Source organism: Streptomyces griseomycini (assembly GCF_014203535.1).
Lineage (GTDB): Bacteria > Actinomycetota > Actinomycetes > Streptomycetales > Streptomycetaceae > Streptomyces > Streptomyces griseomycini.
Map to the genome: position 1 here is coordinate 62,073 of NZ_JACHJI010000011.1, position 20,592 is coordinate 82,664.

Consider the following 20,592-nt stretch of genomic DNA (forward strand, 5'->3'; position numbering starts at 1 on the left):
TGGGCACGCCGAAGAGCCACGGCCCGAAAACTTAGGTAAGGCTAAGTTCATCTCATGGGGCTGTCCATAGACAAAACAGGCGGACGGGAGCGCGTGAAGCGTCAACACGCCCCGGAATACGCCCCGTTGAAAACTTAGGTAAGCCTTGCTTTACTGGCCGGGCCATTCCCTGCCTCGAGGAGGAAGCCCATGCGGGTCGTCATGTTCGGCTACCAGACCTGGGGGCACCGCACCCTGCGAGCCCTCCTCGACTCCGAGCACGACGTGGTCCTGGTCGTGACGCACCCCAGGAGCGAGCACGCGTACGAGAAGATCTGGAGCGACTCGGTCGCCGACCTCGCCGAGGAGCACGGCGTGCCGGTCCTGATCCGCAACCGCCCTGACGACGACGAGCTGCTCCAGCGCCTCGAAGAGGCCGACCCGGACGTCATCGTGGCCAACAACTGGCGTACGTGGATCCCCCCGCGCGTCTTCGGCCTCCCCCGCCACGGCACGCTGAACGTGCACGACTCGCTGCTGCCGAAGTACGCCGGCTTCTCCCCGCTGATCTGGGCGCTGATCAACGGCGAGTCCGAAGTGGGCGTCACCGCGCACATGATGAACGACGAGCTCGACGCCGGCGACATCGTGCTGCAGGAGGCGGTGCCGGTGGGCCCGGCGGACACCGCCACCGACCTCTTCCACCGGACCGTCGACCTCATCGCCCCGGTCACCATCGGCGCGCTCGGCCTCATCGCCTCCGGACGGACGGAGTTCACCCGGCAGGACCGGTCGCGGGCGAGCTTCTTCCACAAGCGGTCCGTCGAGGACAGCCGCATCGACTGGACGTGGCCGGCGCAGGACCTGGAGCGCCTGGTCCGCGCCCAGTCCGAGCCGTACCCCAGCGCCTTCACCTTCCACAAGGGCAGGCGGCTGGAGGTCCTGGCCGCGGTCGTCTCCGAGGGGCGGTACGGCGGCACGCCCGGCCGTGTCTTCTACCGCGAGGGAGAGGGCGTGGTGATCGTCGCCGGAGCCGACGCCCGCACCGGCCGCAACCACGGCCTGGCCGTCAGGCGGGTACGGACCGACGACGGCCGGGAGCTGCCGGCGACCGAGTACTTCACCTCCATGGGCGGCTACCTGACCAACCACCCCTGACGCACCGGCCCCGGCACGGCCCCGGAGGCCGACGACGGTGATCACGGTGGAGGCGGGCGACGCGGCCACCCCCGTGAGTACGGCGTGACGGCCGCCGGCAGGCCCCCGGGGCCGTTCCCGGGGAACCCCGGATCAGCGGCACAGGACGGTCTCCCGCTGCATGTGCGACAGTTTCCCGGGATTGCGCACGGCGTAGAGCCCGGTGACGAGCCCGTCGTCGACGCGTACCGCCACGACGGTGTCCAGCGCCCCGTCGAGCCGGAAGACCAGCGCCGGGTGACCGTTGACCTCCGCCGGCCGCAGTGACGTCTCCGCGGTGGTCCTGCCCAGCCCGGCGACCAGCAGGCGGGCCACCTTGCCGGCCCCCACGACGGGCCGCGGGACGGCCTGCCTGACTCCGCCGCCGTCGCCCACGAGGACGACGTCCGGTGCGAGGACGTCGAGCAGGCCCTGCAGGTCGCCCGTTTCGACCGCCCGCCGGAACGCCTCGAACGCGTCCCGGGTCTCGGCCGGGGAGACGACCCCGCGCGGCCGGCGCGCCGCGACGTGGGCCCGTGCCCGGTGCGCGATCTGGCGGACCGCGGCCGGACTCCTGTCGACGGCCCCGGCGATCTCGTCGTACCCGAGGTCGAACACCTCGCGCAGCACGAACACCGCCCGCTCGGTCGGCGTGAGCGTCTCCAGCACCAGCAGCATCGCCATCGAGACGCTGTCGGCCAGCTCGACGTCCTCGGCCACGTCGGGCGAGGTGAGCAGCGGCTCGGGCAGCCAGGAGCCGACGTAGGACTCCTTGCGGCGGCCGAGCGCGCGCAGCCGGCCCAGTGCCTGGCGGGTGGTGATCCGGACCAGGTACGCACGCCGGTCGCGCACCGTGCCGAGGTCGACGCCCGCCCACCGCAGCCAGGTCTCCTGCAGGACGTCCTCCGCGTCGGCGGCCGAGCCGAGCATCTCGTAGGCGACGGTGAACAGCAGGTTGCGATGGGCGACGAACGCCTCGGTGGCGGGGTCCGTGCGTCCGCCGCCGGCGGACCGCACGGCCGTGTCCCGTGGGTGCTCACTGTGCTCGCTCTTCACCGACTGCTCCTGTCTGTCCGCTCCCGACGGTGCCACGCGCACAAGACGCCGGCCCCCGCGGTTCTGTGACGTCCGGGGACGGTGGCGCACGTCACACCACCGCGGCGTCACACGGAGCACGGCGCCGGCGTCTCGTGTTCGTTCCGTGCCCGCAACGAGTGAGGACGACGTCATGGACACCCGATTCGACCTGTTCGGCAACAGGATCGCCGCCACGTTCGCCAAGCGGTTCGCCGGCGCCGCCCTGGTGATCCACCAGTCGCCGCTGCCGAGGTCCACCCAGGAACTGGTGTCGCTGCGCGCCAGCCAGATCAACGGCTGCGGTCACTGCGTCGACATGCACGTCAAGGAGGCCGCGGCCGCCGGTGAGACCGCGGTCCGGCTCCATCTGGTCGCCGCCTGGCGCGAGTCCACGGTGTTCACCGAGGCCGAGCGGGCCGCGCTGGCGCTCGCCGAGGAGGGCACCCGGCTCGCCGACGCCCACCAGGGCGTGTCCGACGAGACCTGGGCCCAGGTGCGCAGGCACTACGACGACGACCAGATCGCCGCGCTGGTCTCCCTGGTCGCCATGATCAACGCGGCCAACCGGCTCGCCGTGATCGTGCACCAGAAGGGAGGCTCCTACGAGCCCGGCACGTTCGCCGCCGCGCTCGGCTGAGCGGCGGACGGGTCCGGCCCGCCGTGCGCCGATGCCGGCCTTCCGGGGCCGGCGCGCGGCGGGTGCCGACCGGGGCTCCGCCCCGCTGTCCCGGCCCGCCCCGGTGGCTCACCGACCTCGGGGAGCGGTGCCCGACCGGGATCCGCCCGGGGACACCGGGGTCCCGTCCGCGTGCGTGACGGGCACCGCCGGCCGGGTCGGCACCGGGAGTCCGCCCGCGTCCTGCCGCCGGGCGGGCGGCGTCCCCCTCCTCACCCCGGGGAGGCACCCGTGGCACCCGGCCCGCGGGAGGAAGGGGCGCCGGAGCACAGTACGGCGCCGAGGACCCGGTCGCCCCGGGTGCCGTAGCCGGGGAAGGTGAGGTGGTCGCCGGGGCGGGCGACACGGCACGGGACGTCCCGGCCGTCGCTGTAGGCGACGGTCGGCGTGTGGGTCTCGGCGCAGTCGTTGGTGACGAACGTGTAGCGCCAGCCCGGGCCGACCTCCACGCAGGCCGGAGCGCTCCCGGAGGACCGCACCGCCGCCTCGGACGGCACCGCGTGTGCCGCCGCGTTACCGGTCAGGACCGGCAGCGCGGCTGCCGCCATCGTGATGAACGGACGCATTGCCTGACGCACTGGACCGCTTCTCTTCGACTTGTGGACGGACGAGCTCGGGTTGGGCGGGCCGTCGGCACCCGGAAGCCGGATTGCGCCATGTTTTCGCAATTCTCAGCAAGACATTGCAACAACTCTTGAACACTGTACGAAGCGTGAATCCGCAGTTGCGGCACCCGACGGCGCCGCTCCGACGCTCCGGCGAAGCCGCGGACGGGCGGGGTCGGCGGGCCCCGCGGATCGACCGGAAAAGACCGCTGCCGCCGGGGAGGCGACCGCGGCGTGCCGCGGCGGGGCCGTACACCGTGAGAGTCTCGGCGGACAGTGCGGACAGTCGGGAACCGACGTGCCGACCCGGCCGGCGACGGAAGGAAACGACCCATGAGCCTGTCCCCCCACGACGTCCTGGTGGTCGGCGGCGCCGGAGTGGACACCGTCGTCCGCGTCGAGGAGCTGGAGGTACCGCCGGGCGACTCCCTGCACGTCCCGCCCGTGTACGACTACGTCGCGCACACCGGGAACGGTGTGGCGCTCGGCTGCCACGCGCTCGGGCTCGCCACCAAGTTCATCGACTTCCTGGGGGACGACCCGCAGGGTCACGCGGTGCTCGCCGCGTACGCCGAGCGGGGACTGGACTTCAGCCACCTGGTGTCCCCGCACGGCACCCCGCGCGGCGTCAACCTGGTCGACGCGCGGGGCCGCCGCTTCTCCTTCTACGACTCCCGGCACCCCGCGGACCTCCGGCTGCCCCGCGCCTTCTACCTGCCCCACCTGGAGCGGGCGCGCCACGTCCACCTCTCCATCGTGGGGCACAACCGCGACCTGTACGAGGACGTCCACCGGCTCGGGGTGACCAGCTCCACCGACCTGCACGACTGGGACGGCGTCGACCCCCACCACCTCACCTACGCCCTCTCCTCCGACCACGTGTTCCTCAGCGCGGCGGCGCTGCAGGGCCGGCTCGACGAGGTGCTGCACCGGATCGTCGACGAGGGCCGGGCCCGGTCGGTGGTGGCCACCGACGGCGCGGCGGGCTGCCACGTGCTGGTGCGGGGCGAGGAGCGGACACGGCACTTCCCCGCGGTGCGGCCGGAGCGTCCGGTCGTCGACACCAACGGCGCGGGCGACGCGTTCGTCACCGCCTTCCTGCACGCCCTGCTGGAGGGGAGGCCGCTCGAGGACTGCGTGCTGGCCGGTTCCGTCTCCGGTGCCTTCGCCTGCGGTGCCGCCGGCACCCACACCGAGTTCATCGACCTGCCCGGCCTGCGCGCGGCCTGCGCCCGCGCCGTCCGGGCCGGATGAGGGACGCGGCGCGGGCGGAAGGAGGAGTCGCGGTGAACGGCGTCGTCCTCGTCCTGCGCGCCCTCCACCACGGCGAGAGGCACCCGGCCGGGCAGTCGACGACGGCGGCGGAACGCCACCGCGCGGAACACGGGGTCCGCCACGTCGCCACCGACCTCGCCCGGTGGTCCCCGCACGCACGTCCGGCGCCCGGCCGACACCGGCCGCGCCCGCGGCGTGAACCTCGGCGACCCTTCCGGCGGCGCCCCCGCGGGGGTGCGGTCGACGCTCGGGGAGGAGGCGGCCGAGGCGGTCGTCCACCGGCCCGGACCGGGCCTCCTCCTCCTGCGTGATCTGCGGGGGCCGCACCTCGACGCGGCGGGCAACTCCCTGTACCGGGAGATGCCCGCGCAGGCCGCCCGGCACGACGAACTGCTCGCCCTGGCCTCGGCGTGCCGTCCGGAGACCCCGCGGCGGATGCGCCGGACCAGCACCATGGCCAAGAACCCCTCGCCCCAGGTCCTGACGTCCCCGTGGGGGAACCACCGCACGCCGGTCCGCGGTCGCGGCCTTCCCGGGGGCGGGCTCGCCGCACCGGGGCCGGAGGGACGCCCGGGTCCCGTCCGCACGGAGCGCACGGTCCGGCCGGGGGGCGCGGGGCGGGAGGGGTCAGCCGCGCCAGGTGTCGTCGAGGGTGGTCCCGGTGGAGGTGACGGTCGCGGTGCGGCTGGCGCCGCTCTCCCAGGTCACGTTCCCCGACTGGTCCTTGCGGATGTACTTGTACTCGAAGGACGTCCCCTCGGGGAGTTCCACGTCCAGCTTCCACACCGGGTAGGCGGCCGGGTCGAGCTCCGGTGGAGCTGGTACTACGACGAGAAGCAGCCCGGCTTCGCGTACGACGGCCTGACCGTCGAGCCGAGGAGCGGCAAGTCGTACTACAACGGCGACCTGTGGTCCACGGCCGAACCGACCGGCAACACCTGCGTCGACTGGGGCAGGCCCACCGGCGCCAGGAGCCCCGAGGGCCACACCCTCTACAACTGCCAGTGGCCCAGCCCGACGTCCGGCATGTTCCCCAAGGCGTACTACCACCAGTGCTGGATCGGCAACTGGGAGGGCGAGGACTCCCGTTCCTGCTGGCTGCACGAGGACCTCGCCGACTTCGACACCGAGAACGCGCAGGTGCAGAACTACCTGATCGGCGCGTACGACGAGTACATCGACATGGGCGTCGACGGCTTCCGCGTCGACACGGCCGTCCACATCCCGCGCACCACCTGGAACCGCCGCTTCCTGCCCGCGATCCAGGAACGCGTCGCCCAGCGGCACGGCGCCGGGGCCGCGAAGAACTTCTTCGTCTTCGGCGAGGTCGCCGCCTTCGTCAACGACAAGTGGAACCGCGGTTCGGTCAACCACTCCGCCCAGTTCTTCACGTGGAAGGAGCGGAAGGAGTACAGCGCCGACGACGCGCGGGCCGCCCTCGAGATGTACGACTACGAGCAGCAGCAGGGCACGTCGAACCAGCCCACGTCCACCAACGCCTTCCTGGAGGGCAACACGTACCACACCCCCGACCACAGCCGCGCCTCCGGCATGCACGTCATCGACATGCGGATGCACACGAACTTCGGCGACGCGAGCAACGCCTTCCACAACGGCAGGGACTCCGACGACAGTTACCACGACGCCATCTACCACGTCGTCTACGTCGACAGCCACGGCTACGGGCCCGACAAGAGCAATGAGCGCTACACCGGCGGCACCGACGCCCGGGCCGAGAACATGTCGCTGATGTGGACCTTCCGCGGCATCCCCACCCTCTACTACGGCTCGGAGGTCGAGTTCCGGAAGGGCGAGAAGATCGACTGCGGCCCCACCTGCCCCCTCGCCGCGACCGGCCGCGCCTACTACGGCGACCACATCGCCGGCGACGTGCGGGCCTCCCGCTTCTCCGAGGTCGACTCGGCCACCGGCGCCGTCGCCGCGACGCTGGAGCAACCGCTGGTCAAGCACGTGCAGCGGCTGAACCAGATCCGCCGGGCGGTTCCGGCCCTGCAGACGGGCCAGTACTCCACGGAGGGCATCACCGGCGGCATGGCCTTCAAGCGGCGCTACACGGCGGGCGGCACGGACAGCTTCGCCCTCGTCACCGTCTCGGGCGGCGCCACCTACACGGGCGTCCCCGACGGCACCTGCACCGACGCGGTCACCGGCGACACCCGGACCGTCACCGGCGGCAGGCTCACCGTGGCCGCGCCCGGCAAGGGCAACCTGCGGGTCTACGTCCTGAACGGCCCCGGGAAGATCGGAACCGACGGTCCCTACCTGAAGTAGGCCGACGGGAGTCCCCGGCCCCGGCGGTCCCAAAATCCGACCGGCCGTGTCAGGGCATGCGGTCCCAGAAGTCGAGGTCGTGTTCGCGGCGGTAGTCGACGGGCCCGATGCGCTGGGGCGCCAGTGACTGCGTGTACGGCCGGCCGACGGGGCCCGGACGGTGGGGCGGCCAGGCGGGCAGACCGGTGCCGCGGGGCGCGCCGGTGCGGGCGAACGCGGCCCAGTACCCGGTCATCACGGCCGACAGGCGGCGCTGTGCCGGGGTGAACGACGGCTCGGCCGCCTCGTCCTCGAACAGGTAGGCGGTGTCCGCCGCGTGGGTGGATCCCGTTGGCGGCCGGCGTGCACGGGCCGTGCGCGTGGCCGGAACGGCGGCTCGGTCGTTGCCGCTCACGGCGGAACACTGCGCGGAGGAACGGGGGCGCGACGGGCATGACGCCCCAGCGGGAGTGCGACACCACCGGCCGGCGCGGGCCGGACAAGGAGCGCCCGGCGGCGTGGAGCGCCTACGGCGAACTCGTCCGCCCCTTCCGCGAACGCGCCGGCCTCACCCGGCAGGCCCGCACTTCGTCCGCGTCCCCCGCCGCTTCGGCCGAGTGGCGGAGCCGACGTTCACCGGGCTCGCCATCCGGTCCGTCTGCGCTTCAGGAGCCGCCCCACCCGCGCATGTGCCGATCGACCCTTTCCCGGACCTGCCTCCGTAGGTGCTCGTGCAGGCCGGGGTCCATCCCTTCCGCCTCGAAGACGGCGTCGGTGAAGCCGTCCGCGTCGGTGGGCGGCGCCTCCTGCAGGTGCTGCTGTTCCTGCGGCGGGAGGCAGAAGCCGAGGTCGACGCAGAGTTCGTGGAGGAGCTGCCGCACTTCGGCCTTCGGGTCGCGTCGAGTCATGACACCAGCATGGTCGAATGCGCAGTCGGTCCGTCACCGGGCCGACGACGCAGGCCCGTCGCCGAGCAGGCCCGGGGCGCGGTGCCGTGGCCACGGCTTGACCTCGACTTCGCTCGAGGTTCTAGCGTGCGGCACCGGCGTGATCACCATTCGGCGGCAGGAGAAGACGATGATCCTCGTGACCGGTGCGACCGGAAACACCGGAAGCGCTCTGCTGCGGCAGTTGCTCCCGTCCAGCGCGGTACCGGTGCGGGGTCTGACCCGTGACGCCGCCCGGGCCTCGTTCCCCGACGGGGTCGAAGCCGTCGAGGGCGACCTCGCCCGGCCCGCCTCGCTGGAGCCGGCGCTGGACGGGGTGCGCTCCCTGTTCCTCGTGCCGGGCATGGGCGCGGACGCGGACGTGCTCACGGCCGCCCGGCGGGCGGGTGTGGAGCACGTGGTGCTCGTGTCCTCCATCACGGTGCGGACCCACCCGCACCTGCCCGCCGCCGTCGAGAACCTGGCCGTCGAGCGGCTGCTCCAGGACAGCGGGACGGGCTGGACGATCCTGCGTCCGACGCAGTTCGCGTCGAACGCCCTGTGGTGGGCGGCGTCGATCCGGGAGCACCGGTCGATCCGGGTGCCCTACGCGGACACCGGGCTTCCCACCGTCCACCCCGCCGACATCGCGGCGGTGGCCCGGGCGGCGCTGACCGAGCCGGGCCACCGCGGGCGGACGTACGCGCTGACCGGACCGGAACGCATCACGCCCCGGCAGCAGGCCCGGGCGATCGGGGCGGCCCTGGGGCACGAGGTGTCCGTCGAGGAGATCGGCCGGGAGGAGGCGCACCGGCAGATGGCCCCCTTCCTGGGGGACCGGACCGCGCACGCGGTGCTCGACCTGATGGGCGGGGACGTCAACGACGAACTGCTCACGGTGCACGACACGGTCCCGCGTGTCACCGGCTCCCCGGCCAGGCCCTTCCGACAGTGGGCCGCGGAGAACGTCACCGCGTTCCGCTGACGGCCCCGGCGGGACCGCTCAGCGGCGGGGTGGACTCAGGACTTCGGACTGCGCCCGTCCCCGCGGGTCCGGCGTCCACGTTCAACCTTCCGGGCGGAACAGGGAAGTTCGGGCGCGTCCCGGTGACCGCGCTGCTAGCCTGCGCGCAGACGGTCCGGGAGGGGCAGGGAAGGAGCTGGACGGCGTGGTCCGAGCGTTCGCCGTGTACCGGGACGCCATGCGCGAGGCGTGGGGCGACTGGTGGCTGGCCTGGCCCCTGCTCCAGCAGGTCGCCGTGGGAGACGTCCTGCACGACTCCGGGGGATCCGTCCGCGCGGCCGGGACGCTCGCCGACCGGCGGATCGGGTACGAGGAGACGGCGCCCGAGGCCCGCGGCGTGTTCGTGCACGACGCCGGCGGCGGGATCGACGTCCGCTTCAAGGCGTCCGGCGCCACGGACCCCCTCTTCTCCGCGCTCGCGGAGGCGGACGCCGGGGCGCTGGTGCGGTTCGCCAAGCGGCGTTCCGCCCTGGTGGCGTACCGGGGCATGACCGGGAGCGGGGTGACCGACACCCGTGCCCTCGCCGCCGCGCTCGTCCGCCGCTACTGGCAGGGCCGCTGGGACGCCGGTCTGCTCGCCGTGACCGAGGTGGTCCGGGCCGACGCGGCCGCCGTGCTGGTGGCCGCCGGGACGGACGCGGCGGCCGAGCTGCGGCTGGCCGCCTCCGTGGGTCCCGGACCGCTGCAACTCCTCGACCTGGCGGGCGCCGCGCAGGTCGCGGGCGGCCGGCACCTGGGCTTCCAGTGGATCGGCGAGGCGGTCACCCCGCTCTTCCGGGTCGTACGGCTGCGCGGCACCTGGCTCGGCGGGGTGCGCGAGGAGTTCGGGCCCGTGCAGCCCGGACGCGGCTTCGGCGACGAGCCGGTGCCGCCCGTGCTGCTGGAGCAGGCCGGCGACGACCCGTCGGCCGTGCTCGAGTCCCCGCCGCAGCCCCTCGCGGAGCCCGAGCCGGCCGGGGACGCGTCCTGACCACCCCGGCGCCGCTCGCCGACCGGCGCGCCGCGGCCCGTCGGCGCGCCGTGGACGGGCTGGAGGAGGAGCTGCGCCGGTGGGAGGAGGTCAGCCGCGCGGGCGGACCGCTGGAGAAGCACCGCAGTCAGGTGGACGCGGTGCTCGCGCTGCTGGGCGTCGGGGTGGCCGACGCCCGGGCGCGGCTCGCGGACGGGCGCGGTGACGACGTTCCCGGGCGGGTCCTGGACCTGTACCACGTCTGGGGCTTCTACCGGAGCCGGCTGATGCTGCGCCGCGTCCGGAGCTACCGCCGGTACCTGGACGTCGCCGACGAACTCGCCTGGGAGTGCTACCACCGGGTCCCGGACCTGCCCGGTTCCCGGCCCAAGGAACCCCCGCTGACCGGCTTCGGCCGGGCCGCCTCGCCGCGCGCCCACCGCCGGGGCAGCGCCTACCACGACCTGCTGCCGCGCGGCGGCGTCCACACCCGTGAGGGCCGGGAGGCCGCCGCGCGGCTGCCGTTCCCGGTCGTCGACGTGCCCTGGTACTTCGGTTCCCATCTGCCCGCCCTGCTGACGGTGGCGCACGAGACCGCGCACCACGTCGACGACGACTGCGGCCTCGGCGACGAGATCCGCCGGCGGGTCGCGGCGGCCGGCCTGCCCCCGGACCGCGCCGTCCACTGGGAGCGCTGGGCGGGCGAGGCGTTCGCCGACGTGTGCGCCGCCGTGCTGTGCGGACCCGCCTACGCGGCCGTGCTCGCGGAGCTGCTCGACGCCGAACGGGAAGCGGACGAACGGGACTTCGACGGTCCCCACCCGCCGCCCGCGGTCCGGGTCCGGCTGGCCGGTGCCGCCTCCCGCGCGGCCGGGCACCCGGCCGCGCGGGAGGACCCCGACGCCGACCACGAGACCGGGGCCGTGGCCGCCGCGCTGCTGGAGGGGGGCTGGTCCGGGCTGCACGGGGAGTCGCTGGCCGGGCTGCTCGCCCCGGCCCGCCCGCCCGGTGCCGCGGACGCGGCCGAGGGGGCGCGGCGGCTGCTGGCCGGGGGCCCGTCCCGGTGCTCCTCGGCGACCGGGGTGGTGGCCGCGGCCGCCCTGGCCTTCCAGCGCGATCCGGCCGCCTACGACCGGCAGGGGGCCGGGGAACGGGCCGTGGCCGAGGTGCTGCGCCTGCGTTCCGCCGGTTCCCGCGCCGCGGGCCCGCCGGACGCGGCGGCCGAGGCCGCGCGCCGTCGCGCGCACACGGCGGCGGGCGGCGCCGTGCTGGCCGCGCTCGACGCCGCGACCGGTCCGGACGACGTGATTCCGCCGTGGGCCGACCGGTTCGGGGACTAACCTGACGAAGGCACACCGACCGGACGGGGGACGGCACATGGGCATGCGGTGGACGCCGGCGGTCCTCCACCGGCACCGGCACGGACGGGTGCAGTGCGTGCTGTGCCCCTTCCGCTGCTCGCTGAAGGACGGCGAGACGGGACTGTGCGGGGTGCGCCGCCGCTCCGGGGACGGTCTGCAGACCGCGACCTTCGCGTCGTCCGTGCGGCACTGGGACAGCGTCGAGCGCAAACCGCTGTACCACTACCGGCCGGGCGCGCCCTGCCTCACCCTGGCCGCGCCCGGCTGCACCTTCGCCTGCGACTACTGCATCAACCACCGCATGTCCCAGTACGGCCGCGAGGACTCCGTCCCCTGGGACGCCGAGCCGGTGGACGCCGAGGACGTGGTCCGGGAGGCCGCCGCGCGCTCGGGGTGCGTGGCGATCTCCTACACCGAGCCCTCGCTGGCGGTCGAGCTCACCGCCGCCCTGGCCGAGTCGGGCCGTCCGCTCGGCGTGGAGGTGGTCTGGAAGAGCAACGGCTTCCTCACCCCGGAGGCCGTCGACCTCGCGGCGCGCCACGTCGCCGCCGTCAACGTCGACGTGAAGACCCTCGACGAGCGCGACCACCGCGAGCTCACCGGCGCCCCGCCGGGGCCCGTGCTCGACGCCCTCACCGGGCTGCGCGAGCGCGGTGTCTGGGTCGAGGTGTCGACCCCGCTGATCCCCGGGCTCACGGCCGGACCGGACACGCTGCGCCCGATCGCCCGGGCGCTGGCCGCGCTGGACGGCGCGATCCCCTGGCACCTGGTCCGGGCCACCCCCGCCCACCGCCGCACCGGGCACGCGCCCACCCCGGTGGCGGCCCTCGAGGCCGGGGTCCGTACCGGGCACGAGGAGGGGCTGCGGCACGTGTACGTGGAGCGCGCCCTGGGCGCGGACGGGCGGGCCACCCGGTGCCCCGGCTGCCGGACCACCGTGGTGGACCGGGACGTCTGGGCCCTCGGCCAAAACTCCCTCGAAGACGGCAGGTGCCCGCGGTGCGGCACCCGAGTGGAAGGACGCTGGTGACACGATGGCCGACTACCGCATGGTCGAGCACATCCCCGACCTGATCCAGCCGGAGGAGTACGACCGGCACCCCGAGGGGCGCCTGGTGCGCATCAGCATCCGGGTCGACGGCGAGGGGGTCCAGGTGCTCGGCGACGCCTTCCGGCCGGAGCTCCTGGAGCGGCTGCTGGAGACGCTGGGCCCCGACGCGATCGAGCAGATGCTCTGCGGCTGACCGGCGGCGTCCCCGCCGCCGTCAGTCGTCCAGCAGCAGCGCGTTCAGGGCCGCCCGCAGTTCCTGGGGCGAGGGGTCCGGCGGGAGCACGTGGCGGTGGCGGGCGGGCTCGCGCCACGGGATCCGGGGGTAGTGCACGCGCAGCTCGCGCAGTCCCGGCCGCGGCGCGGACCTCAGGTACGGGTGCGACAGCAGCACCGTCCGGGGCGGCCCCGCCATGTCGGCGGTGAGCCGTCCGGCCACCACCTCGGCCTCCCGGAGGGCCGCCGGCACGTCCCCCGCCGTCAGCGGACCGGCGGCCCACACCCGGACCAGGTCCTCCGGGCCCAGCAGGATCTGCGACCGCCACGGCTCGCTCAGCGGCACCAGGGCGCACGGGCGCCCCAGCCGCAGCGCGGTGACGGCCATGAGGTGGGCCGCCAGCCGCAGCACGGAACCGACCTTGCCGTGGGTGGCGGGCGTGTCGTCCAGCACCAGCACCACGCCGTGCGGATCGCGCGGCAGCCGGCCGCTGCTGGTGCGGTACAGCAGCTCGTCGCGTGCGTGCCGGGCCCGCAGCAGTTCGGTGGGCAGGGCGAGCTGGGTGGGCAGCAGCCGGTCGGCCGGGCCGTGCCGGGCCAGCCCGGAGCGACCGGTGCCGCCCGCGCCGCCCGTGGCGAGCCCGGTGTCGCCGTCCAGCAGCCGGAGGTCCAGCAGGGCGCGCTGCGCGGGTCCGGGCGGGGTGAGGGACAGCCGCAGCCGGCGCATCCGGGCCGGGAGCGTGGGATCGGTGGCCACCGCCTCGGGCCCGAGGACGCGCAGCAGGGCCAGCAGCCGGTCGTCCACCGTGCCCAGCGCCGCGGTCAGCTCGGTGAGCACCGGCGGGGAGCGCCGGGCGGGCACCGAGGAACCCCTCAGCACCGGGCCCAGCGCCCGGGCGAGGTCGCCGGGGGTGACCTCGGGCGGGGCCAGGTACGCCGGGTCGGCGGGCAGGTCCGCGACCAGCAGCAGCACCAGTCCCGCCAGGGCCTGCCCCGACCAGCCCAGTTCGCGCAGCCCGTGCAGGCCGCGGTGGTCGGCCAGCGCCCGCAGCCGCGGCGGGGTGGTGCCCCGCAGCAGTGCCAGTACGTCCGCCAGCAGGTCCAGCGGCACCCCGAACCCGTGGACGGCCGCGAGCGCGCCGAGTCGCGCCAGTTCCTCCTGGCCGCTCGGCGGCGCCGAGGGCGCGACGGCCCGGGGACCACCGGTGAACAGCTCCCAGAGGACGGCGGCCCCCGAGTTGTAGGTGGCCGCCAGCTGGTCGCCGACCGGCGACCAGAGCAGCGTCCACAGGTGCCCTCCCACGCCGTCCGGCGGCAGCAGCACCCGGATCCTGCGCGGTTCCTCCGTGTCCCAGACCTCCGCCGCGAAGTCCTGGTCGGCGGAGACGAAGGCCAGCAGCCGGGAGTCGGCGCACCAGGACAGCGCCGGCGCCCAGTCCCGGCCGCCGGCCTGGCCGAACACCCGCCGCCGCTGCCAGGTGCCGGTGTCCCAGACCACGACCGGGCCCCCGGCGCTGCCCGGCGTCGCGGCCAGCCGGCTGCCGTCCGGGGACCAGGCCACCCGGCACACCATGGCCCGTGGGTCGGGCCAGTCCAGCACCCTCACGCGCTGCCACCGGCCGGCGGGGCCGGCGCCCCAGACGATCACGCGGCCGCGGGCCCCGGCCGCGAGCAGACGGCCGTCCGGGGACCAGCCGGGCCGGCGCACACCGTGCTCCACGGGCAGCCGCTGCGGCGTCCCGCCGTCCTGCTCCAGGTCGTGCACGAGCAGTCGGCCGGGGTCCGCACCGGGTTCGGGCGCCGCCCAGCGCAGCGGGCGCACCGGGTCGGCGGCGAGCGCCTGTCCCGCCGCGCGTTCGCCGAGCACGGCGCCGTCGCGCGGGTCCACCAGCCGGTTGACGCCCTGCCGGCAGTGTGCCGCCAGCACCAGGACCGGGTGGGTGCCGGTCAGGCAGGCCGCGTCGTACCAGCCGTGCGGAGAGCTCGGCACGGAGGTCCCGCCGAGCGGCTCCGCCGCGTCGGCGGCGTACTCGAGGAGGCGGCCCGGACCCGACTCGCACCAGTGCCGGGAACCGTCGGGAGACCAGGCGAAGACGGGTGCGACGCAGCCCGTTCCGGCCTCCGGCAGCCGCGTCGCGCGCAGCACCCCCGGGGGCCGCTCCCCCGTGCGGGTGTGGACCTTGCCGACGGTGACGCCCATCGCGTTGGCCCAGCGGCGCACGGCGGCGGGGTCCCGGCGCCGGTGCGCGCGCGGCACCGCGCCGGGCGGCTCCCACACCGCCACCGTGTCCGCGTCGAGCCGGGCGGCGAACAGCCCGCTGGCCGACAGGCTCAGCTCGCCGGGGCCGGTCACCCGGCCCGGCAGCCGCCCCAGGGGGTCCAGGCGCGGGCCGAGGATGCGCAGTCCCTCCAGCGCGGAACCGGCGATCAGCAGGGAGCCGTCGTGGCTGAACGTCAGCGCGTTCGTGTGGTGCAGCACGGACTCGCGCAGCAGCTCCCGGCCGGAGCCCGGGTCCAGCAGCCGCAGGCTGTCGTGGTCCTCGACGGCGATCGCCCGCCCCTCCGGGGAGCAGGCCACCCGGCGCAGCCCGCGGAAGGGCCCGCCGAGCGTGCCCGTCATGGTGCCGCCGTGCGGCTCCCACAACTGCGCGGAGGTCGCCGTGGCCACGCACAGGGTGTCCTGCGGACCGGGGATCCAGCACACCTCCGCCACCGGGTCCACGCCGCGCAACCGGGTCACCGAGCCGTCGCCGCGGTGCAGCAGCAGCACGTCGCCCGACCTCAGCCCGGCCGCCAGCCGCCGGGCGTCGGGAGACAGGGCCACGGCCGTGACCTCGCCCTCGGCGTGCAGCCGGTCGGGCAGTTCCAGGGCCTCCCCGGTGTCGGCGTCGACGAGGAGCAGGCGCCCCGCGTCCAGCAGGAACAGCCGGTCGCCCTCGGGGCTCCACACCGCCGCGTCGGTGCCCGCGTGCGGCTCCGCCCCGCGCACGGGGCCGGGCGGGGAACCGGGCCGGGGCAGGCGCCACACGACGCGTCCCTCGTCGTCGTACCGCACCGCCTCGTCGCCGTGCGCCACGACCAGTCCCGTGCCGTCCGGCGACAGGCACAGGCAGCGGGCGTCCCCGGCGGGCACGGTGAGGATCTGCTGGGCGTTCCAGGCGCCGGCCGGCGGTGTGCTCACGGCCCCTCACCCAGTTCGGCCGCGGCCCGCTCGTACATCTGGGCGGCGCGCTGGAAGTGGCCCGCCTGTTCCAGCAGTTCGGCGGCCTTGCGGTACTCGCCGCGCAGGGAGTGCTCCATGGCCTCCCGGTTCAGCCGCCGCCGTTCGGCCTCCGGGGTGGGCGCCGCGGCCGGTGTGGCGGGCTCCGGTTCGGGCACCAGGGTGGCCAGCCGCTCCAGCAGCTCCCGCGCGGGCCGTGACAGACCGGTCGCGAAGGCGGGCGCCTCGGGCACCCACAGGTGCCAGGCGGGGCGTACGTCCCGCAGGCGCAGCCGCCAGGCGCCGTCCCGGCAGAGCACCGTGATCACGTCCGTGCCGAGGCCGAGCACCTCGTCGCGCGCGGTGTCCGGCAGCGGCGGGTGGAGGACGCAGCCGCTCTCCACGTAGAGGGCGCCGGGGCCGGCCTGGTGGACGGGTGTGCCGAAGGGCAGGGACTGCAGCAGGCCGGGCGGTTCGGTCACCAGGTGGCGGCCCGGTCCGAAGGCCACCACGGCGGTCTCGTGCAGTGGTCTGCTGCGCAGGAACCGGCGCAGCGCGTCGAGTTCGCCGTCCGCGACCAGGACGGCGTCCACCCGGTGGGGCGCACGCGCGCTGGTCACCAGGCGGACCGGCAGCGGGGGCCCCAGGGCGGGCACGGGCACCGGCGTGCGGACGGGTGCGGCGGTGCCCAGCACCGGGCGCGCGTCGAGGAGTTCGCCCGCGGCCGGTTCGCCCAGCGGCCGCCACTGCCACGGCGGGCCGGACGCGGCGCGTTCCACGACGAGGTGCCGCCCGGCCGGGACCTCGTCCAGCAGCACCGTCTCGTCCAGGGGGAGGCGCAGCCGCAGATCGACCAGCAGCCGGCAGTCCGTGTCCGCCGCGCGGCAGGCGACGGTGCCCGGCAGCCGGCCGCACGCCTCCACCAGGCCGGCGGGCACGGCGCCGTCCGCGGCGCGCAGCCGGAGCAGCAGCCAGCCGGGGTCTCCCCCGCCGTCCGCGCCGAGCCGTTCGACGGGGGTGAAGGTGGTGGCCACGCCCGTGGCCAGGCAGCGGCGCAGCAGCCAGCGGGCCAGCGCGCCCGGCGCGAGCACGGCGACCTCCCGGAGGCCGGGCGGCGGATCGGCCACCGGGCTGTGCGCGGCCAGCTCCGCGAGGGACACCGCGTCCCATCCGGCGACGGTGTCGAGGCGGTCGACGGCCTGCGGGGCGTGTTCCCCGGGTCTGGCGTGTTCCCCGGGCCCGGTGTGCCCCGGCGGCCCGTCGTGTCCCGGCGGTCCGCCGGACCACAGCCGGCCGTCGGCGTCCGCCTCGAGCACCAGACCGCCGTAGCCGGCCGCCAGCGGCAGCCCCGGTCGGTGCTCCGGGGTGAGCAGCGCCCACACCGAGCGGTCGTGAGGGGGCCTGCGCAGTCCGCGCGGGCCCAGCTCCACGGTCGCCGCGATGTGCCCCAGGGCGGCGCGGGCGGACGGGAAGCGGACCGCGGCCGACCAGCCGGACGGCACGTCCGGTCCGCCGGGTTCGTCCGGCGGGGGTTCGTCCGGCGGGGCGTCCGGAGCCACGGGCCGCGCGTCGGGGACCTTCCGGGCCACGGGGAACACCGTGAAACGGGGCCGCGGGTCCGGGGGTGGTGGTTCCGCGGACGGTGGCTCCGCGGACGGTGGCTCCGCGGACGGTGGCTCCGCGGGCATGGGCGGAAGCGGTGGCCGGGCCGGGAACACGGACGGGAACGTCCGCTTCTTGCGCCGCCATGGAGTGCTCATGGATCCCCCGGTGAACGGATCTGGTGGTGCCGGGCGCCTACGTCTGCGCCGGGGCCGGCGGCGCGGGCCCCGCCGGCACACCGGTGGTGTCGCCCAGGACCCGGGCCGCCCAGTGCTGCCAGCGGTCGGCGCAGCCGGGGACCGCGGCCCGGTAGGAGGCGGCGAAGACCAGGGCGCCGAGGTCCGGGCGGCGGATGTGGTCCGCCGCCGTGACCGCCCACAGCTCGACCTCGGCCCGCTCCCGGGCCGGGGTGAGCGAACCGATGCGCTCCGGCACGCCCGCCAGGGTGCCCAGCAGCGCGCCGCTCTCGCCGTACGCGCGGGCCGCGGCCAGCTGCCGGCCCAGCAGGCGCCGCAGCCGTTCGCCCGCGGTCCGGGCCGGCGCGGCCGCGAACAGCTGTTCGGCGGTGGCGAACGACCGGGTGCGGGTGACCAGGGTCCACCCGGCGCTCAGCAGGTCGCCGCCCTGCTCGAAGCACTCGGCGGCCGCCTCGTAGCGCCGCGCGGACAGCAGGCACTCGGCGGCCCGGCTCGGCCGGCGGGCGCGCAGCCAGCAGTCGGCGGCACGCACCGGGTCCCCCGCGTGCTCCCACAGTTCGGCCGCCTTCAGCGGGTGACCCGCCTCCTCGTGGCAGCGGGCGGCCTGGGCGTGGTCGCCCGTCTGCTCGTAGCAGTGGGCGGCGCGCACCAGGAGGTCGGGCGGTCTCCTCATTCGTGGGCGCGCCTCGGCTCTCGGGGTTGCTCCTGGACGGCCGGTTCGGCCTGCACCGGCAGGGGACGGGGCCGCGGCTCCCGCTCCCGGTCGGGGACGATCTCCTCCACGCCGGGTCTGCGGTCCAGCACCCGGCCGATCGCATGGGCGATCTCGTCGTGGGTGGCGTCGTGGTCCTGGATCCGCGTGGTGCCGCCGATGTCGTCCACCCGGAACAGCTCGACCTCGCCGGTCTCGGCGTTGTACCGGAACTCGACCCTGACCCGCATCGCTCAGGCCTCCATCTCGAACTGGATGTTGAGCGTCCCGTCCGTCTCGTCGACCCGGAGGTCCTGCGCGCCGTGCGTGCGCGCGTACTCCACGATGGCGTCGCGGTAGGCCACGGCCAGCACCTCGTGCACCGGGCGCAGGAAGTCGGTCCGCGCCTCCCTCAGCCGGACCTCGGCGTCCCGTTCGAGCTCCTCCCGGCGCCGCTCCGCGTCCTCGGCGGCCCTGCGTTCGGCCTCCGCGCGCGCTTCGGCGTCGATCTCGTCCCGCTGGCTCGCCAGGCTGCGCTGCCCGGCCAGCCGGGCCCGCTCCTCCTCGCGTGCGGCCTGCCGCGCGGCGTCGCGGTCGGCGCGTTCCTGCGCCTCGAGGCGGGCGGTGCGCTCGGCCACCGACCGGCTCAGGCCGGCCCAGCTGTCGTCGTAGTACTTCGCGGTGCGCTCGGCGGTGGCCTCCACCCGGACCGTGCCCTCCAGGGTGCGGGTCACCTCGGCCTCGGCGGTCACCACGTCGCTCAGCCGGGCGGTCAGCTCGATCTCGCCGGTGTCGAGGTGGTAGACCACCGTGCCGCCGTCCGTCTCGAGCCGGTAGGCGCCGTCCTGCCAGGTCCACCGGGTGTCGGCGCCGAGGGCGGTCTCGAAGGCCCGGCGGGCCGCGGCACCGAGCAGGGTGCCGAACTCCTGCCGCAGGGTGGCCTCGCCGGCCACCTCGGCGCTGGCCCGGCCCGTCCGGCTGAGCTCCTCCTGCCACATGCGGGTGAGCCGGCTGGAGGCCCGGACGCGGACCCGTCGAGGATTGCACATTGGGGTACCCCCTGGTGTGTTCCCGCCCTCACTCGAACTGGTCGAGCAGTGCGTTCACTTCGGCGATGATACGAGACAGCTCTGCCTCGGTCTGGGTGTTCACCGGCGGATGCTCCCTCAGCTCCCGTGAGAGGTCGCCGAGTCTGTGGAGCCCTTCGATGACGCTCCATTCGCTGGGCCGCCGCTCGGCGGTCAGCGGTGCGCTGATCTCCCGGGCGTCGAGCAGTATTTCGTGGTCGGAGCGGTGCCGCCGGGACGGCTCCCCGCCGTGCTTCTCCACCACGGCCTGCACGGCCTCCTCCACCGTGGTGCGGTCGGCCGGGTCGGTCCAGATGTGGGCCAGCGGCCACAGGTCCACCGGCCGGGCGATGCGCGACTCGCGCAGCAGTGCGGCCGCGGCGACCAGTTTCAGGCTGCGCACCAGCCGGCGGTCGGAGAGCCGGACCCCCTGGATCAGCAACTGGCGCACCAGAGCGCGGTGTTCGCCGAGGACCGGATCCAGGTCGACGTCCTTCAGGCGCAGGGAGAGCCGGCCCAGCCGTTCGACGGTCACCGTGCCCGCGGCGCGGTCCGCGCCGGTCCGCGCGGCCGTGCCCGTGCCGCGTGCCTGCTCGGCCGACTGCACCGCGGACGCGATCCGGCGGCTCTCGTGCCCCCAGCCCACCTGCAGCAGCCGCTCCAGGTCGGTGCCGCCCACCGGCTCCACCTGCAGCCGGATCAGGAACCGGTCGGAGAACGCGGTCAGGCCCGGATCGTCGGGTATCTCGTTGGTCGCGCCCAGCAGGCTGATCAGCGGGGCGTTCTCGGCCCGGGCGCCGTTGTGGTAGCGGCGTTCGTTGAGCAGGGTCAGCAGGGTGTTGAGGATGGCGCTGCTGCCCTGGAACACCTCGTCCAGGAAGACGATCTCGGCCGTCGGCAGCATCCCCTCGGTGCGCACCTGGTAGGTGCCCTGCCGGAACCGCTCGAAGTCCAGCGCCCCGAAGATCTCCGACGGCTCGGTGAACCGGGTGAGCAGGTAGCTGAAGTGGCGGGCCTCGACGTACCGGGCCAGCGCCGAGATCAGCTCGCTCTTGGCGGTTCCGGTGGGGCCGAGCAGCAGCGCGTGCTCCCGGCAGACCACGGCGAGCTGCAGCAGCCGCACCGCGCGCTCCCGGCCGACGAACTCGTCGCCGAGCCGCCGCCGCACGTACTCCAGGTCCCTGATGGTGTCGACGGTGTCCTGGCCCCAGCTCACGGCGCCTCCTGCTGCTGCGTGTCCCTCGTACGTGCCA

The 20,592-nt window shown here is 75.3% G+C and carries 18 protein-coding genes and 2 pseudogenes; 9 read left to right on the forward strand and 11 right to left on the reverse strand.

Annotated elements, in window-relative coordinates; all coding sequences use genetic code 11:
- Positions 1-189: 189 nt before the first annotated feature.
- Positions 190-1,137, forward strand: coding sequence for a methionyl-tRNA formyltransferase (locus tag FHS37_RS27855; protein ID WP_184826173.1), 948 nt, complete (start codon positions 190-192; stop codon positions 1,135-1,137).
- A 132-nt stretch (positions 1,138-1,269) separates the two neighbouring features.
- On the opposite strand, the gene FHS37_RS27860 is transcribed toward FHS37_RS27855, so the two are convergent.
- Positions 1,270-2,211 carry an RNA polymerase sigma-70 factor gene (locus tag FHS37_RS27860; protein ID WP_184826175.1) on the reverse strand — a complete coding sequence of 314 codons (942 nt, stop codon included), beginning with the start codon at positions 2,209-2,211 and terminating at the stop codon, positions 1,270-1,272.
- Between the two features lie 172 nt (positions 2,212-2,383).
- On the opposite strand from FHS37_RS27860, the gene FHS37_RS27865 reads away from it, so the two are divergent.
- Positions 2,384-2,869, forward strand: a complete 486-nt coding sequence (locus FHS37_RS27865) for a carboxymuconolactone decarboxylase family protein (protein WP_184826177.1) — start codon at positions 2,384-2,386, stop codon at positions 2,867-2,869.
- Positions 2,870-3,120: 251 nt separating this feature from the next.
- Here the strand turns inward: FHS37_RS27865 and FHS37_RS27870 are convergent, their stop codons facing one another.
- The gene (locus tag FHS37_RS27870; RefSeq protein WP_311136971.1) at positions 3,121-3,486 is read right to left on the reverse strand and encodes an alpha-amylase inhibitor; all 366 of its coding nucleotides are present in this window, start codon (positions 3,484-3,486) and stop codon (positions 3,121-3,123) included.
- A gap of 360 nt (positions 3,487-3,846) precedes the next feature.
- On the opposite strand from FHS37_RS27870, the gene FHS37_RS27875 reads away from it, so the two are divergent.
- Positions 3,847-4,767, forward strand: coding sequence for a carbohydrate kinase family protein (locus tag FHS37_RS27875; RefSeq protein WP_184826179.1), 921 nt, complete (start codon positions 3,847-3,849; stop codon positions 4,765-4,767).
- Positions 4,768-5,415: 648 nt separating this feature from the next.
- Here FHS37_RS27875 and FHS37_RS27880 read toward each other — a convergent pair.
- Positions 5,416-5,598, reverse strand: a pseudogene (locus tag FHS37_RS27880) (carbohydrate-binding module family 20 domain-containing protein); the annotation flags it as partial.
- Between FHS37_RS27880 and FHS37_RS27885 the strand changes: the two are divergent.
- A pseudogene (locus tag FHS37_RS27885) lies at positions 5,599-7,080 on the forward strand (alpha-amylase family glycosyl hydrolase); the annotation flags it as partial.
- 49 nt (positions 7,081-7,129) lie between these two features.
- On the opposite strand, the gene FHS37_RS27890 reads toward FHS37_RS27885, so the two are convergent.
- Positions 7,130-7,474, reverse strand: coding sequence for a carboxylesterase family protein (locus FHS37_RS27890; protein ID WP_184826181.1), 345 nt, complete (start codon positions 7,472-7,474; stop codon positions 7,130-7,132).
- A 250-nt stretch (positions 7,475-7,724) separates the two neighbouring features.
- Complete coding sequence (locus FHS37_RS27895) at positions 7,725-7,967, reverse strand: hypothetical protein (RefSeq protein ID WP_184826183.1); 243 nt, start codon at positions 7,965-7,967, stop codon at positions 7,725-7,727.
- Between the two features lie 169 nt (positions 7,968-8,136).
- On the opposite strand from FHS37_RS27895, the gene FHS37_RS27900 reads away from it, so the two are divergent.
- The 5 genes from FHS37_RS27900 to FHS37_RS27920 all read left to right on the forward strand — a co-directional run bounded on the left by FHS37_RS27900 (position 8,137) and on the right by FHS37_RS27920 (position 12,563).
- Positions 8,137-8,970 (forward strand): SDR family oxidoreductase, encoded by an 834-nt coding sequence (locus tag FHS37_RS27900; protein ID WP_184826185.1) that lies wholly within the window; start codon positions 8,137-8,139, stop codon positions 8,968-8,970.
- Between the two features lie 184 nt (positions 8,971-9,154).
- Entirely contained in the window at positions 9,155-9,979 is an 825-nt protein-coding gene (locus FHS37_RS27905; protein WP_184826187.1) for a hypothetical protein, read from the forward strand.
- 50 nt (positions 9,980-10,029) lie between these two features.
- Positions 10,030-11,298 carry a hypothetical protein gene (locus FHS37_RS27910; protein WP_184826189.1) on the forward strand — a complete coding sequence of 423 codons (1,269 nt, stop codon included), beginning with the start codon at positions 10,030-10,032 and terminating at the stop codon, positions 11,296-11,298.
- A 43-nt stretch (positions 11,299-11,341) separates the two neighbouring features.
- Positions 11,342-12,349 carry a radical SAM protein gene (locus FHS37_RS27915; protein ID WP_184826191.1) on the forward strand — a complete coding sequence of 336 codons (1,008 nt, stop codon included), beginning with the start codon at positions 11,342-11,344 and terminating at the stop codon, positions 12,347-12,349.
- Between the two features lie 4 nt (positions 12,350-12,353).
- Positions 12,354-12,563, forward strand: a complete 210-nt coding sequence (locus FHS37_RS27920) for a radical SAM-modified peptide, FtsH ternary system-associated (RefSeq protein ID WP_184826193.1) — start codon at positions 12,354-12,356, stop codon at positions 12,561-12,563.
- Between the two features lie 21 nt (positions 12,564-12,584).
- Here FHS37_RS27920 and FHS37_RS27925 read toward each other — a convergent pair whose 3' ends face one another.
- From FHS37_RS27925 to FHS37_RS27950, 6 genes are all read right to left on the reverse strand, one after another.
- Positions 12,585-15,764, reverse strand: coding sequence for a WD40 repeat domain-containing protein (locus FHS37_RS27925; RefSeq protein ID WP_184826195.1), 3,180 nt, complete (start codon positions 15,762-15,764; stop codon positions 12,585-12,587).
- A complete protein-coding gene (locus FHS37_RS27930; RefSeq protein WP_184826197.1) occupies positions 15,761-17,371 on the reverse strand; it encodes a DUF8588 domain-containing protein in 1,611 nt (536 codons plus the stop codon). The genes FHS37_RS27925 and FHS37_RS27930 overlap by 4 nt, the downstream gene beginning before the upstream one ends.
- A gap of 208 nt (positions 17,372-17,579) precedes the next feature.
- Positions 17,580-18,254: a soluble NSF attachment family protein gene (locus FHS37_RS27935; RefSeq protein ID WP_184826199.1), complete on the reverse strand. Its 675-nt coding sequence runs from the start codon at positions 18,252-18,254 to the stop codon at positions 17,580-17,582.
- Positions 18,251-18,523, reverse strand: coding sequence for a hypothetical protein (locus FHS37_RS27940; RefSeq protein ID WP_184826200.1), 273 nt, complete (start codon positions 18,521-18,523; stop codon positions 18,251-18,253). Before FHS37_RS27940 ends, FHS37_RS27935 begins: the two co-directional genes overlap by 4 nt.
- A 3-nt stretch (positions 18,524-18,526) precedes the next feature.
- The gene (locus FHS37_RS27945) at positions 18,527-19,321 is read right to left on the reverse strand and encodes a hypothetical protein (RefSeq protein ID WP_184826202.1); all 795 of its coding nucleotides are present in this window, start codon (positions 19,319-19,321) and stop codon (positions 18,527-18,529) included.
- Positions 19,322-19,349: 28 nt separating this feature from the next.
- On the reverse strand, positions 19,350-20,555 hold the full coding sequence (locus FHS37_RS27950; protein WP_184826205.1) for an AAA family ATPase: 1,206 nt from the start codon (positions 20,553-20,555) through the stop codon (positions 19,350-19,352).
- Positions 20,556-20,592: the final 37 nt, after the last annotated feature.

Excerpts from the sequence above, each read along its gene's own strand:
- FHS37_RS27855 (WP_184826173.1), top strand. The coding sequence starts at position 190 with ATGCGGGTCGTCATGTTCGGCTACCAGACCTGGGGGCACCGCACCCTG.
- FHS37_RS27865 (WP_184826177.1), top strand. The coding sequence starts at position 2,384 with ATGGACACCCGATTCGACCTGTTCGGCAACAGGATCGCCGCCACGTTC.
- FHS37_RS27875 (WP_184826179.1), top strand. The coding sequence starts at position 3,847 with ATGAGCCTGTCCCCCCACGACGTCCTGGTGGTCGGCGGCGCCGGAGTG.
- FHS37_RS27895 (WP_184826183.1), bottom strand. The coding sequence starts at position 7,967 with ATGACTCGACGCGACCCGAAGGCCGAAGTGCGGCAGCTCCTCCACGAA.
- FHS37_RS27900 (WP_184826185.1), top strand. The coding sequence starts at position 8,137 with ATGATCCTCGTGACCGGTGCGACCGGAAACACCGGAAGCGCTCTGCTG.
- FHS37_RS27915 (WP_184826191.1), top strand. The coding sequence starts at position 11,342 with ATGCGGTGGACGCCGGCGGTCCTCCACCGGCACCGGCACGGACGGGTG.
- FHS37_RS27920 (WP_184826193.1), top strand. The coding sequence starts at position 12,354 with ATGGCCGACTACCGCATGGTCGAGCACATCCCCGACCTGATCCAGCCG.
- FHS37_RS27935 (WP_184826199.1), bottom strand. The coding sequence starts at position 18,254 with ATGAGGAGACCGCCCGACCTCCTGGTGCGCGCCGCCCACTGCTACGAG.
- FHS37_RS27940 (WP_184826200.1), bottom strand. The coding sequence starts at position 18,523 with ATGCGGGTCAGGGTCGAGTTCCGGTACAACGCCGAGACCGGCGAGGTC.
- FHS37_RS27945 (WP_184826202.1), bottom strand. The coding sequence starts at position 19,321 with ATGTGCAATCCTCGACGGGTCCGCGTCCGGGCCTCCAGCCGGCTCACC.